We start from the raw sequence: 13,919 nt of genomic DNA on the forward strand, positions 1-13,919 counted from the left end.
GGGTGATGGACCCCGGGTGGGTCCGGACGAGGGGAAAACGTTGAAACTGCGAACCAGACGCGTGTTTACCGGATCGATGCTGACTGCTGCTGCACTGACTGCCGCACTTCTCTCCGGGTGGACTGCACAAGCAGATCCCGCATATCCGGCGCCTGACCCGGACCCGTTCTATTCGCAAGCAGCGGCCGAGGGGACCGCCGGCACGCCGATCTCCGTGCGCCGGGCCCCTGACCTGATGACCTTTCCCGGCGTCGCGATCTGGCAGGTCAGTTATCGGTCCACGAACTCCGAGAACAAGCCGATCGCCGCGGTCAGCACGATCCTGGTCCCGCCGAATCAAGCGCAAGACGGCCCGTTGCTCTCCTATCAGCACATCGTCAACGCACTCGGAACGGGATGTGCGCCATCTCGCGCGCTTTACGCATCGGATCCCAACATCGTCATCCGTGAAGCGCCCATCCTCAACGTCGCGCTTCAACGTGGATGGACCATTGCCCTTCCTGACCATCTCGGACCCAACAGCGCCTACGGCGCCGCGCGCCTGGGCGGACAGATCACGCTCGACGGTATCCGCGCCGTTCAGAAAATCCCCGAATTGCGTAGTGGCGCCAGCCCAGTCGGTATTGCCGGCTACTCCGGCGGCGGCATGGCCACCGCGTGGGCGGCCGCACTGGCCCCGAGCTACGCACCCGAGGTCAACCTCGTCGGTGTAGCCGAGGGCGGCGTTCCGATGAATCTGTCCAAGATGGCCAACGGCCTCGGACAGGATCCGCACCCGGCATTCGGCCTCGCGTTCGCCGCCGCAATGGGCCTCGAACGCGAGTACCCCGATCTTCTTCCGCTGAGTAATCAACTCAACGACCTCGGTCGGTCGATGCGGACCGAACTCACCAACGCGTGCACCAACGACATCCTGAGAGTTGGCGCAGGACGCAGCGCTTCCCAGGTGTCGACGTCGACTTCCCTGTTGTCCAGCCCCGAAGTGCGAAAGGTTATGGACGACAACAGCGTCGAACTCTATCCGGGTGTGCCGACTGCCCCGGTATTCGAATGGCACACCCCCGACGACGTCCTTATCCCCATCGATTCGGTGGTCAACACGATTTCTCGGTACTGCGCCGCCGGAGCCACGGTTCAATCTCAGCTGTTCCCCAGCCCGGACCACCTCACCACTGCGGTCCTCGGCCTGCCCACCGCGTTCGAGTACCTGCAGGACCGGTTCGACGGAGTGCCGGCCCCGCGTTCGTGCTGAATGTCTCCGGAGTGATGTATCGAGCAGGCGCGGCACATGGCCAACTCGGTGTGCCCGTGGCATCGTTGATCGTATGAGCGACACGGATGACACCGGCGCGGCCGGCAATGGCGATTACAGTCTCGATCCCGACGACCAGCTTCAACCCGAAGACACCCTGATCGATCGAGGCGTGGACGACATTCTCGACGAGGGAATCTCACCACCGGAACGCCCATTGGGCCTGGACGCCCACGGGTTGACCGGCAGTGAAGAATCGGCAGGGGAGACCCTCGACGAGCGCCTGGCCGAGGAAGAACCTGATCCGTACGCGTCACTGGGAGATCCCCTGAAGGATCCGGCAGATGCCGACGAATTCGAACGGGAAGAAGAATTCCCGAACGGTGACGAAGTCGGAAATCGCCGCGTCGGGCGTCTCGTTGCCGAAGACGAGGGCCGATACGAGGACGAGGAAAGCGAACTCATTGCCGGAGACGTCGGAATCGACGGCGGCGCAGCGTCGGCGGAGGAAGCCGCGATGCATCTGATCGAAGAATCAGACGACTGACCGACCGCCTGACTGTTGTGGCTGTTGATCGGTGAGAACGATGGAGTGGACGTGATTTCCACCCATCCTCTTGCTTTCGTACATCGCCGAATCGGCTAGGCGATGTAGATCGTGAACGCCACTTTCTGCTGCTTGCACGTCTGGCCAGCCGCCGTTGTGTATGGCTATGCCGATGCTTGTCGTCGAGAGTGGTTCGCCCGTAGGGGAGTTCATGATGGGGGCGATCCGTGCGAGCAAGTCGCCGACGTACGGCAACGGCATGATCTGAACGACGACGAACTCGTCACCGCCGATACGAGCGATCGCTGCGTCCGATCTGGCCCAGTCGTGGAGTCGATACGCCGTGCGCAGGATGACGCGGTCGCCGACGTCGTGACCGTAGGTGTCGTTGAAGTGTTTGAAATTGTCGATGTCGATCACCACCACCAGCAAGGACTGGTCGAGGCTGGATTTCGCTTGCAGGAGTTCGGAAGTCCGCCGTGAGAGTCCGCGCCGATTCAGCAGGTCCGTCAACGGATCGAGTTCGGAGCTTTGAGCGTCGTTGCTCAGGAGCGCCAGAGCGATCTGAGTGACCACCGGTATGACGGTGATGACAGGGATGGCAAAGGCAATGCGGCCCAGGACGTCTGAGAGGCCGGAAGGTACATCGGTGAACACGCCAATGCTGGCGATAACGATGACCGCCCCGGAAAACAGCAGGTGCCACAGCTGCGCTCGAAGATTGTGAAAGAACGCTATGTACGAGCCGACGAGTCCGAAGACGAGGCACCCCAGCAGCCTTTGATCCGGATTGGCCTCCGCCAGCACGATCACCGCAACAGCGAGGTCGCCCGCGATGACGAAAAGGTACGACCGTTCCCGGGTCGTCGCAGTGAACGGCAGCGCTGTTCCGCCGATCATCACGAGCACTGCGATGACGACGTCCAACGGAAATCCGATGGTCTGTACCGAATGGGTGCCCAGGCGCTTCAGCAGAATCGTGACTCCCAGGAGGAAAACCAATATGCCGATGCCTATCCGAGTCGGCATCAGAATTCCGTTGTCGCGCAAGAATCGCGTGAATCGGTCGAACTGGTCTGGCACTGCAAGCCAGCGGTGCACGACCTTGGGTGTGTCACTCATCGCGGCCACTGATCATTCGAAGCGGCCGGTCGAAATAAAACACATGCGGCGATAGTAGTCCGTGGCGATGACAATGGAACTGCACCCGCTCGGCAGGCTGTCGTCCCCAATACGTCACAGTGACGAATTGGGGCGGGGTGGCTGGGAGTGGACGAGACTCATCCATCAACATCAACCCGCGTCAGGCGGCCTGCCGCGCGGCCTGGACACCTGAGCGGCAGGGTTGCTCGGTGGCCGGCCGGGGTCGGACGGCGATCGACGTTTGGTTGTCCGACGACGGGCACGCCAAGATGATCAGCTCACACAATGCGTCCAGCGGTTCAGACCGGAAGTACGGGCCGGAAGCACGCGAATGGTCGACAGATACATCTACGGATCAACGACGCAGGAAACGGATCATGAGCCGATATCGCCAGGTCGACAATTTGCCGATAATCTACATTATGTCAAGTAATGGTTATTCGAACGTCCCCCGTCAGCCTGACCGCTAGCTTTACCCACATGGATTCCGTTGCACTCGTCCTCGGTTCACCACGTGGCCGTCGCTTCTGTGCGAACGTCGGGCACGCGTGCCGCGCCAGCGCAAGCAACTCCGGTGGACACTGGCCTCAATCGCCGGAACATGCGCTCGAAGTTCTCGGCGCTGTTGATATCCGGGCAATCGCCGAGATGTCCGAACTCGAGATTCTGCACTGTCTTGCGTATGCCGTAGATTGCGCACGCTACTGGGAGCCGCCGGACGAAGAAGACCTGATCTTCGTCCGGCCGGATGTCGCAGCGGCGCTGCGACCGATTGCCGGAGCACTACTCGACTCGCCACACGCCGCCTGGTGGACCGAGCCGATCGACCGCCTGAACCAGAATCTGGTTGAAAAGCGAAACCCTATTTACGGCTGGTCGGACCTACCCTTGCGGATTTACCGTGCAGAGGACGGCCTCGAACAGTGGCGTGCTGAGGCACTCGACAACGAACGTCAGTTTCTGGAATACCAGATCGAAGATCCGGACCGCAACATCGGAGGCGAATGGTGGTCTACCCCTTTTGCCAACGGCACAACCGAAACAACCAGGGCCCGCGACGGTATCGGGGCCCTCGGGGTGTTTCTCGAAGAAGACAGCTCCTCGAACGAGGCGCGGGTGCAGCCGGTAAGGATCTACGGCGCGCCCCGCATCTACGAGATCACCGGTCCGCAGGACTGGGCGAATCTGGTCGATACCTATCCCCTGCCAGTGCCCGCTTCACGTCGCTCCGTTTGGTACGACACGACCGGTGAATACCGTGACTGGTTCATTCCGGACTGGGTTTCGGTCGCCGCAGATTACGACGCCATCCACTTGACCTTGATGGCCTATCTGACCACGCCAGGCATCGCGATCCCGTTGTCGGCCAACTCGGGGGCCACCGTGCTCGCCGGGTGGGATCCGGACGCCACATTCTGGCTACGAAGCAACAACATCACCGTCGAGGGCGAGCCACCAAGCTGACGCTCATCGGCGCAGAATTCAGCCGGTGCGCCCGTACGGCCAGCCACCGTGCAGTGTCCTCGATCCCCTGTTCCAGGGTGAACGTCGGAACCCACCCGAGTAGTCGTAACGCACGATCGTTCGACGCATAGGCGCCGGCAGTGTCACCGGTGCGTCGGTCGGCAGCGACCACGTCGATGTCTTCGCCGAGCACGTTCTCGAATGTGTGTACCAATTCCCACACCGTCGTCCCCCGCCCGCTGCCCAAGTTGACCACAGTCATGCGTGATGAATCAGCGGTGACCCGGTCGAACCTTTCGAGTGCTCGAACATGAGCGTCTGCAAGGTCCCAGACATGAACGTAGTCACGCACTCCCGATCCGTCGCGCGTCGGCCAATCCGTCCCCGTAACCCTGAAAGGCGTTCCTGTCGAATATGATTCGAACAGCTTTCCGAGTGCGTGGGTCGGGCGTGCCGACGCTGGTCCGCTTCGCAGCTCCGGGTCTGCCCCGACAGGGTTGAAGTAGCGTAGATATTGCCGATAATCCTGTGGCCGCCACGATGTCGTCAAGCATCGTTTCGAACTGAGCCTTGCTGTGCGCGTAGGGACTCTGCGGTGCGATCCGCCAATGTTCGTCGACACACCCACCGTCGCTCGGCGCGTACACCGCAGCAGAGGAACTGAACAAGAAGCGCTCACAGCCGTTCCGAAGGACACTCGATACCAGTGTCAGTGACTTGGATACGTTGTTCTCGTAGTACCGCGCCGGGCTACTCACGGAATCTCCGACCACGATCAAGGCCGCACAGTGAACTGTGGCATCGATATCAGGATGATCTGCGAATATCTTGTCGAGCAGTTTCTCGTCCGCGATGTCGCCGCAGTAGAACGGGAATCTGTGCGCAAATTCGGCACGGCCGGTCAGCAGGTTGTCGAGAATCACGACATCGATCCCGGCGTCGACGCACTTCGACGCCACGGTGCTTCCGATGAATCCCGCTCCGCCGGTGATCAGTACTTTCACGCTGCTACCCCGGCATCTTCGACGGCAGTCCTCGCACGACGGACGAAGTGAGACACGCGTGCGCGTGCCAAGCCCCATCCACGTAGGTCGCGTCCGTCCCGGATGGAAAGCCGATCACGGTCGAGAAAGAGCGGCACCATGACCAGATCGCGGTAGAGCGAGTGCAGGCGTGGGCGATCGGCCAACCACAGCGTGCATTGCCACCACCAACGCGCCGAGGTGGTCGTCACCCCGGTACTCACTCCGAAGATCGATTCCACCGCAGCCCAGTGGACGTTCACCGCCCGACGGACATCGCGTGGCAATCGGCGTCGCGCGAGGACCGCCGGGAGTGACGGCTCGGAGGCGAACAGGTACCCCACGTCGAAGACGCTGTTCAACGCCAGATCGGCGCGAATCAAGGCGCGATCGGCAAGCCGCGCGTGAGCGATGACATGAAGCGTGACATCGGAAAGGGCAAGCCTGGATCCTTCGGTCTCCGCGCCGAGTCCTCGGACCACGGACTCGCGGGTCAACGCGTGACGGGCGAACCGCGGAAGCAAGTGTGAATGGATTTCGACGGAGCCGTGACGGTCGTCGCGAAGGAGCGCTGGTTCCTGATGATCGTCGTGATCGATGGAATCCCCCGCCACCTCGTCCGGGCGAACCATTCGATATCCGAAGTCGATGATCGCGTCGTTGGCTGGAACGGCGTGTGCGGGATCTACGACCAAGAGGTCGATGTCCGTCATCCGTCGTGCCGCCGGGTTCGGCCAGATTCTTCGCTCGAGAAGGGCAGCACCTTTCAGCGCGACAGTCGGAAATCCGCTGCTGTGTAAAAACTCTTGCAGTTCTACGCGCTGCGCATCGAGGTCCGCGATACGAAGCGCGTTTCGGTGATGGACAAGGCTCAGCGTCAATTCCGGACTCGACGCGCTAGCTGCGGATTCCGACAGCATTTCGGCGAAACTCGCCGGCAGGACCGATGCGAAGCCGGCATCGACTGCGCGGGCGGCCAGCAGCGGCAGCACCTTGTGCCTGGCGGCGACGTCGATGACTCGCGGCCAATCCCGCTGCGAACACGAACGGATGACGTCGGCCCCGTGCTTGGCTTCCAACATCGAAATCAGGTACCGGGTGTCACGCATGACGCCACCAGTTCCTCCACGGCGTCGGCGCCGGTGTCGCCGTGGTGCCGGATCATTCTGTAGCACGGGGCATTCGAGAGCAGGGCAGCGATGTTTCTCAGGGTCAGACCGTGATTGTCGGACCACAACGCGGATTGCTCGGCCAGCGACTGTATCGCCTGGGGTGCGGGCATCGGCGCGATACGAGTAGGACCCCCGTCCCATTTATCGAGAATCAGCACCAGATCGATTCCGCGAACCGCCGAATCGACGTTGGGAGTAGCGGGCAATGTCGACGGGTCCAGTGCCCACACCGAAGGGGTATACGGGAGATACAGCGAATCGTGCGCCTTGATGTCCGGCAGAACGTCGAACGTACCGGCTTTGAGGTGGACCCGGCGCGGCAAGCCCACCGCTTCGGTACCGCGAATGAAGACCCCTTCGTCAGTTCGCAGTTGTGCACCCCGTAAGGCAAGGGCAAGCGCCAAGGTGGTTTTACCCGCCCCGGAGTGCCCGGCGATCGCCACTCTCACACCGTTGCAGTCGACCAGAGCGGCATGCAGGCGTGTCCACAGTTCGTTATCTGCGGCCGTCATGACATCCCGGTGCACAGTGCGGTAAACGTTCTCCGCGAGGTGGAGTCCGTCGAGACCGATCAGCGGTTCCTTTCTGCCTCCGATGCTCGAGTCGATGGTGGCGTCCCAGCGACCGAACGTCGATCGATTCCGCTGAATCCGAACTTCGACGTTGTGGTCCGCGGGCCAGGGGCTGGCAATTCGATGCTCGATGACACCGAGTTCGGGTATGGCAGGGCCGCGCACGATCGCATCAACCCACAGGTAGTGCGTTCGGAATTGTGGTACATGGCTGCCTGTCACGGGATTCTCACACCAGCAGACGCGAGGCGCTCAGCTGTCCATAGGTCTCGCTGACTACCGACTCCGCGTCATGGTCAGGGATCTCGAGTACCTCCGACACCGCCTGGACAATGTCACTGACGGTCCGGCCGTCACACAGTTCCCACACCAAAGTCGCGACGGGGTTGAGGTGATGGGCAACCTCGCTGGAACTGTCGTACAGCACGACACCGTCGGTGAGATCATTGCACTCCACCGTCTGTGAGCGCTGAGGCCTCGCGTCTTCGAGTAGTTCCGTCAAGATATCTCCTTGTTCCAACGAGTCCGATATTTGTGGTGAGCTATATGTGTTGGGGGTGGTGTCAGAGCGAGAAGCGTCGTGAGTATTCGGATTCGATTGCGCCCGAACGAATCAGGCTGCGTGTGGAGGCGATGCCGGGTGCGAGCGTCAGACACGTGAGCGCTCCCCCGGCGTTCGCATCCACCAGGTAGTCGCCCAAAGTTTGGTAGTGGCCCGCCCATTTTTCGAATGCTTCAGGGTCTGCCTCCGGATCCGCAATCGCGTCCAGAATTCGCTCGAAGGCGCGCGAATGAACGAGGACGGCGTGAACTCCACGGTTCTCGGGACTGGTGCGCAAGAGCGCCGAACCGTCGATCAGCGCTCCGTCGGCCGATTTCGCGTCGTGTCCGAGTTGGACGACATCCCAATCGCGGTGATCGAGCTCTTCACGTGCGTGGTCCAGGATCGACGCAGCCGCATCCAGCAAACTCACGTCGTCAGCTGCAATGAGGACCGAATCCCTGCTCTTCTCGGTCGCCCGAGAAACCGCGCGACGCCACGAGACGGCAAAGGCCGCTTCCTGATTCATCACGTCCTCGAAAGCTGATTCTCTCTCCACCGCTGTTACGCGCGGTAAGCGAATGAATCGATGCCAGGACGCCTTCCATCTGTCAATATCGAGGTCAAGATTCACGACGACAACACCGAGGTCCGACTTCGAATCCTCGACAGCCGGGGTGGGTTCTCCCGCTACTCGGGCAGGCGACAGTGGGCGATCGAGCACAACGTCGACTGCGCCCCGCTCGAGCAGATAGGTCGCCAGTGAAAAGTCGGGCCGCACGGGTCCGTCCATGCTCCGAGAGAGTTCGTCTCGCAAGGTTCGGTATGCCGCGGCGCGAACAATCAGTGCAGCCCCGACCAGGTCTTCGCCGTGTGCGTGGATGACGGCCGCATCGGCTTCGGCGGGGAGGTCGTCTGTTATGTTCCGCAGCTTGTACATAACCGCGGGTTCGATCACGCGAGCCTCGTCCAGGAAGACCACCGACTTCCAGCCCAGCAGAATCGCCTTGTCGAGTCCGGCGACGAACGCTGAGGCCGTCCTCCACCCATCCGGACCGTCGTCCTCCGCCGGAATGGCACGGTGAACGGTCAGTTCGATCGACTCGGCCTCCGCCAGGCATGAACGCCACGGAGCTACTCGGCCGTCGTCGCTGAGAACGATCACCCCGCCGAAGACCAACTCGGGTCGCTGGACGCTCAGTTCGGCACGGCGACGAATCTCGGGATACGAATCACCGAGGTACCTGGAGAACTGACGATGGAGTGAGTCGAGATCCCATCCGACCTCACTCCAACCGAGCAGGTAATTGTGAACGCGATCTTCCCAATTTATTCGATACGGGACACCCGCCGGGCGCTCGAATCGATGGTGCCAACCAAATGTCGGAAGGCAGACGACCTTTCCGCCGTTGATCCGGAACTTCTCGTGGATGTATCCCTCCTCACCGCCGAATCCGGTGAAGTGCGAGTTCAATCCCGGCCACGCCTCACGCCTGCAGGCAAATGAGCCGAGGCCCTGCATGATGATCTCGAAAGGCACGTCAGGGTGTTGCTTCGCTCGCGGATCAACTCCCCAGGAGCCGAACATTCCGTTGCGCCACTTGGGGTCCATGTGGGTGGCCGCGATGTGCGAGGAATCCTGGGAGAGCATCGGTCCCTGGATCAGATCGTCAGTTTCCGGATTTGCATCGAAATACGCCAGCAACGCCGACAACGATCCCGGTGCCAGGATCACGTGGGAGTCGAGGACCAGGACATACTTTCCGGTGGCCTTGCGGAACAGGACGTCCCGCACCGCAGTCGATCGAACGTCGGTGAACGGGATGTAGCGGAACCGATCGATGTAACCGGCAAACGATTCGAGCATCGGCGCCGGCAACCCCTCGGGGTTGTTGTCCAACAAGACGAATTCGACTCTGTCCAGAATCTCGCGATGATGGACCAAGATCGAGTGGATCGTGAAGTATGCGCCGTCGAAATCGTCGTAGGTCGCGATTGCAATGGTGAGGTCGGCAGATTCTCCGTGCGGCGGAGTTTCTTTCACCTGTACTGGCACCGCGCTCTGAAGCTTCTTCAGAGCGCGGTGCAGGGCTTCGTCGAACTCGGGCATCGGTGTGCTCCCTGGGAACCCGTGGCGTTGTATCGATTACGTCGGTTACGCAGGTTCCGTGGGATCTGTCGGCTTGGTCGGGCTGGTTGGGAACGTCGGCTCGGTGCGAGTGGTCGGCACAGTTGGGACAGTTGGGACGGTCGGCTCTGTCGGCTCCGTCGGCCCGGTGGGCTTGGCGGTCGTCGTTCCACCCGAACCTGACGAGCTACCGGTTGATCCGGAACCTGTGGAACTTCCAGACGATCCCGAACTCCCGGAACTACCCGAACTTCCTGACGATCCCGAACTTCCCGACGATCCGGGGTTGCCCGGCTCGTTTCCGCCCGGCTGATTCCCTCCCGGAGTATTACCACCGGGCTGATTCCCGCCTGGTTGCTCGCCTCCTGGTTGATTCGGATTCTGCTGGCCTCGAGTAGGAGCTCCGGAGAGGTTCGGCGTGTCACCGGCCGCGAAGGCCGGTGCCGCACCACCGAGGCTGATCGACGTCACGACCGGAACAGTTACCGCCGAGGCCGCTAGAACTGTCTTGACGAACTTGCGTCGATCAACCGGAACATTCTGAAAAGCGTCGCCGCCCATAGCGTTTCTCCCATGCGTCCGAGGCGAGGTCGTCCTCACTCGATGTCGGGCAAAACGCTAGCATCCTTCCGGCAACTTTACAGACTGAACGCGCCGATATTTGACGGGTATGCGAATTTGAGTCCGGACTGCGCCGACTGTTCGGACAGAAGTACGGCGATCTCCTCCTGTTCAGGGGACTCGTTTGTCCCGGTCGACAACCGTCAACCAACCGGCATCTCCCACGGCGCCACCGGAAGAGTATTTCCGGTCTCGAGGTAGGACTTCAGATTCGACAGCACCGCCGACCATCCGCCCGCTACCTCCATGCGAGCCGATTCGTCCGCTAAATCGGTGTGCTTGACGGTCAATCGCACGATCGCGCCGAAGGCTTCGATGTCGAAACTCACCCGCGAGATATCGACGCCCGGTTCACCGTTCGGATCAGCCCAGGTGGTGACCAACCTCGACGGTGGGCTGCTTTCGACTACGGTGCCGACTACATCCGCGATGTTCGAACCGTCGATCCGGCGGTGCTCCCACGTCGATCCCGGCTGCCAGTCGGAGACGTTGCTGTGTCCCCAATACTCTGCAGTGGCCCCCGCGTCCGTGAGTGCTTTCCAGACGTTCTCGGCCGTACTGGCGATGTAGGTGACATATACAAAACTGGGCTTGTCGGTCATGGCTTCCTCCGCGAGTTTTTTGACGGCACTGAGCGCATGCAGGCGCGGTACCTCGAACTTGTTGATCCATCGCTCTCGAATCTCCTCGAGCGCAACGGGATTGAGATAGTGAAGTTTCGTTCTCCCCTGCCGTACCGTGCTGATCAGATTTGCATCCTCGAGCGCCGTGAGGTGTTGCGTGACAGCTTGGCGACTCATCTCGAGGCTCTCGCACAGCTCACCGAGCGACTGCCCGTTGGCTACGAACAGGCGGTCCAGCAGAAGTCTTCGCGTGGGATCGGCAAGTGCTTTGAAGGCTGCATTCATCCGGTCGTTCACAACTTCACGATATGCAAGCATTTGCTTGCATGTCAATGGTTGGGCGTGCCGGGTTTCGGAAGTGGGGACAAATAGGGTCTGATGTCTTCAGGCAGATGTGATCTGAATCCCGGATCGCACCGTAAGAGAGGTTGGGCACATGGACTGGGCAGCAATTGGAGTGGGTGTCGGGTATGCCTCGGTGGCTCTGTCGATCCTGGTTTTCGTCGGCGGGTGCATCGCACTGTTCATTTTGTCGGTCCGCCAGTAGCTGACACCTCGACAAAGTGGTGAACACCCCCGGCGCGACGATCACACGCGTCTCGGGGTGATCGCCGCCGGAGGCTGCTTGATCGATTCGGACACACCGGCGCGCGTCGGACTGCTCGCAGAGAAGCTCGGCCGCGGTGGGACTACCGTAGGACTGTCGCCTAGAACTCGAGGAGTACGGAATGAGCATCCAGTCGGTTGAACCGCACCGCCACCGCGTAGTGGTGATCGGTTCCGGCTTCGGAGGATTGTTCGGCACTCAGGCTCTCAAAAAAGCCGATGCCGACATCACGATGATCGCGCGTACAACCCACCATCTGTTTCAGCCGCTCCTCTATCAGGTTGCGACCGGCATCCTCTCGGTCGGTGACATCGCTCCCGCCACGAGACTGGTGCTGCGCAAGCAGAAGAACGCCCAGGTGTTGCTCGGTGAGGTCGAGACCATTGATCTCGAGAATCAGACCGTGACCTCGCGTCTGCTCGAACGCGTCACGGTTACGCCGTTCGACAGTCTGATCGTGGCAGCAGGTGCCGGTCAGTCGTACTTCGGCAACGATCAGTTCGCGGAGTTCGCCCCCGGAATGAAAACGATCGACGACGCCCTCGAACTGCGCGGACGAATCCTCGGGGCCTTCGAACAGGCCGAACTGTCGGACGATCCCGCCGAGCGCGCGCGCTTGCTCACCTTCGTCGTGGTCGGCGCCGGCCCCACCGGGGTGGAATTGGCCGGGCAGATCGCCGAGCTTTCCCGTCGAACGCTGGACGGCGCCTTCCGCAAGATCGATCCTCGTGAAGCGCGCGTCGTGCTCCTCGACGGCGCCCCTGCCGTGTTGCCCGTGTACGGCGGGAAGCTCAGCCGCAAGGCTGCCGAGACGCTCGAGAAGCTCGGCGTCGAGATCCAGCTCGACGCAATGGTCACCGACGTCGACAACGACGGTCTGATCATCAAGGAAAAGGACGGCACGCTTCGCCGCATCGAGTCACAGTGCAAGGTCTGGTCCGCCGGCGTGCAGGCCAGCCCCCTCGGCAAGCAGCTTGCAGAGCAAAGCGGCGGAGAAACCGACCGCGCCGGCCGAGTGATGGTCAATCCTGACCTGTCGCTTCCCGGGCACCCCAACGTCTTCGTCATCGGCGACATGATGTCGCTCGACAAGCTTCCCGGACTGGCTCAGGTTGCCATGCAGGGCGGCAAGTACGCGGCCAAGCAGATCAAAGCGTCACTGGATGGAAAGTCCCCGTCGGAACGAGTTCCGTTCAAGTACTTCGACAAGGGCAGTATGGCGACGATCTCGCGCTTCAGCGCGGTAGCCAAGGTGGGCAAGCTCGAGATCAGCGGGTTCATCGGGTGGGTTGCCTGGTTGGCAATTCACCTCCTGTACCTCGTCGGATTCCGTTCACGCGCCTCGACGCTCTTGTCGTGGGCAGTGACGTTCTTCGGGCGCGGCCGTGCTCAGATGGCGTCCACCGAGCAGCAGGTCTTCGCGCGAAACGCGATGGGCGAGTTGGAGAAGAAGAACAAGGAAGCGACGGAGTCCGGCAGCACTTCGAATGGCGAAGCCAAGAAGGCTGCCGGCAAGCAGCAGAAGGCCGCCGGCTGATCGATCAGCACCTGGGCGAATAACGAAGGGCGGCTGTGGAGTTCAACTCCACAGCCGCCCTTCGTCATTTGATCGACTGCCGCGTGGTCAGTTTCCGATCTTCGCCACCTCGGTGATGTTCGCGAGGCGAACCTGCCCCTTGGAAACGAGTCGGCCGTTCTCGTCGGTGATGCGAACTTCCCAGAGTTGCTGGGTGCGTCCGCGATGAATCGGGGTGGCTTCAGCGGTGAGAGTGCCCTCCCGCGTTGCGCGCAGGAAGTCGGTGTTGTTGTTGACTCCGACTACGTGTCCTCGCTCGCCCAGCCACACGGTGCCACCGACGCTGGCGAGAGACTCCACCACCGAGCAGTACACACCCCCGTGCTGTATCCCGGCGGGCTGGTGCAGCGTGGGCTTGACCGTCCATTGCGCCCTCACACGGTCTGGGCTCAGTTCGGTGTATTCCAGGCCGATGGTGGCGTCGAAGCCCGTCCCGAGCCGTTTCATCATCTCTGCGGTCTCAGCAGTGTCGACCATGCCATCTCCATCTGTGATTCTCTGGCGCCGGTGTGGCTGCCACTCCCTACCTGATTACACGAGAGGTAACTCGAGCTTGGAATCAGGTCTGGAAAAAGAACCGGCGGGGTTCCCATCATTCGATGGGAAACCCGCCGTGGGAAGGACCGGGAGTCTCTGCAGCCCTCAGGACTC

The 13,919-nt window shown here is 61.4% G+C and carries 12 protein-coding genes and 1 pseudogene; 5 read left to right on the forward strand and 8 right to left on the reverse strand.

Annotation, left to right across the window (positions count from 1 at the left end):
* The first annotated feature begins 76 nt into the window (after positions 1-76).
* Both QMA15_RS08950 and QMA15_RS08955 read left to right on the forward strand, forming a co-directional pair.
* A complete protein-coding gene (locus QMA15_RS08950; protein WP_021344275.1) occupies positions 77-1,252 on the forward strand; it encodes a lipase in 1,176 nt (391 codons plus the stop codon).
* 73 nt (positions 1,253-1,325) lie between these two features.
* A complete protein-coding gene (locus QMA15_RS08955) occupies positions 1,326-1,799 on the forward strand; it encodes a DUF5709 domain-containing protein (protein ID WP_019748468.1) in 474 nt (157 codons plus the stop codon).
* On the opposite strand, the gene QMA15_RS08960 is transcribed toward QMA15_RS08955, so the two are convergent.
* Positions 1,788-2,921 carry a GGDEF domain-containing protein gene (locus tag QMA15_RS08960; protein ID WP_019748467.1) on the reverse strand — a complete coding sequence of 378 codons (1,134 nt, stop codon included), beginning with the start codon at positions 2,919-2,921 and terminating at the stop codon, positions 1,788-1,790. The genes QMA15_RS08955 and QMA15_RS08960 overlap by 12 nt on opposite strands.
* A 501-nt stretch (positions 2,922-3,422) precedes the next feature.
* Between QMA15_RS08960 and QMA15_RS08965 the strand changes: the two genes are divergently transcribed.
* Complete coding sequence (locus QMA15_RS08965) at positions 3,423-4,406, forward strand: hypothetical protein (RefSeq protein WP_099697577.1); 984 nt, start codon at positions 3,423-3,425, stop codon at positions 4,404-4,406.
* Here QMA15_RS08965 and galE read toward each other — a convergent pair.
* The 5 genes and pseudogenes from galE to QMA15_RS08995 form a co-directional block, all read right to left on the reverse strand.
* A pseudogene (gene galE / locus QMA15_RS32760) lies at positions 4,378-5,488 on the reverse strand (UDP-glucose 4-epimerase GalE). The gene QMA15_RS08965 and the pseudogene galE sit on opposite strands and share 29 nt — an antisense overlap.
* The gene (locus QMA15_RS08980; protein WP_290284031.1) at positions 5,407-6,537 is read right to left on the reverse strand and encodes a nucleotidyltransferase family protein; all 1,131 of its coding nucleotides are present in this window, start codon (positions 6,535-6,537) and stop codon (positions 5,407-5,409) included. Before QMA15_RS08980 ends, galE begins: the two are co-directional and overlap by 82 nt.
* Positions 6,516-7,394: a hypothetical protein gene (locus tag QMA15_RS08985; RefSeq protein WP_290284033.1), complete on the reverse strand. Its 879-nt coding sequence runs from the start codon at positions 7,392-7,394 to the stop codon at positions 6,516-6,518. Before QMA15_RS08985 ends, QMA15_RS08980 begins: the two co-directional genes overlap by 22 nt.
* A 7-nt stretch (positions 7,395-7,401) precedes the next feature.
* Complete coding sequence (locus QMA15_RS08990) at positions 7,402-7,674, reverse strand: PqqD family protein (RefSeq protein WP_279163898.1); 273 nt, start codon at positions 7,672-7,674, stop codon at positions 7,402-7,404.
* 61 nt (positions 7,675-7,735) lie between these two features.
* Positions 7,736-9,823: a glycosyltransferase gene (locus QMA15_RS08995; RefSeq protein ID WP_021344269.1), complete on the reverse strand. Its 2,088-nt coding sequence runs from the start codon at positions 9,821-9,823 to the stop codon at positions 7,736-7,738.
* Positions 9,824-9,881: 58 nt separating this feature from the next.
* Between QMA15_RS08995 and QMA15_RS09000 the strand changes: the two genes are divergently transcribed.
* On the forward strand, positions 9,882-10,154 hold the full coding sequence (locus QMA15_RS09000) for a hypothetical protein (protein WP_021333470.1): 273 nt from the start codon (positions 9,882-9,884) through the stop codon (positions 10,152-10,154).
* Between the two features lie 451 nt (positions 10,155-10,605).
* On the opposite strand, the gene QMA15_RS09005 is transcribed toward QMA15_RS09000, so the two are convergent.
* Positions 10,606-11,403: a metalloregulator ArsR/SmtB family transcription factor gene (locus QMA15_RS09005; protein ID WP_021333468.1), complete on the reverse strand. Its 798-nt coding sequence runs from the start codon at positions 11,401-11,403 to the stop codon at positions 10,606-10,608.
* Between the two features lie 410 nt (positions 11,404-11,813).
* On the opposite strand from QMA15_RS09005, the gene QMA15_RS09010 reads away from it, so the two are divergent.
* A complete protein-coding gene (locus tag QMA15_RS09010; RefSeq protein WP_019748456.1) occupies positions 11,814-13,229 on the forward strand; it encodes an NAD(P)/FAD-dependent oxidoreductase in 1,416 nt (471 codons plus the stop codon).
* Between the two features lie 87 nt (positions 13,230-13,316).
* Here the strand turns inward: QMA15_RS09010 and QMA15_RS09015 are convergent, their stop codons facing one another.
* Positions 13,317-13,745: a PaaI family thioesterase gene (locus QMA15_RS09015; RefSeq protein ID WP_020969625.1), complete on the reverse strand. Its 429-nt coding sequence runs from the start codon at positions 13,743-13,745 to the stop codon at positions 13,317-13,319.
* Positions 13,746-13,919: the final 174 nt, after the last annotated feature.

It is taken from the genome of Rhodococcus sp. APC 3903 (genome assembly GCF_030407755.1).
Lineage (GTDB): Bacteria > Actinomycetota > Actinomycetes > Mycobacteriales > Mycobacteriaceae > Rhodococcus_F > Rhodococcus_F erythropolis.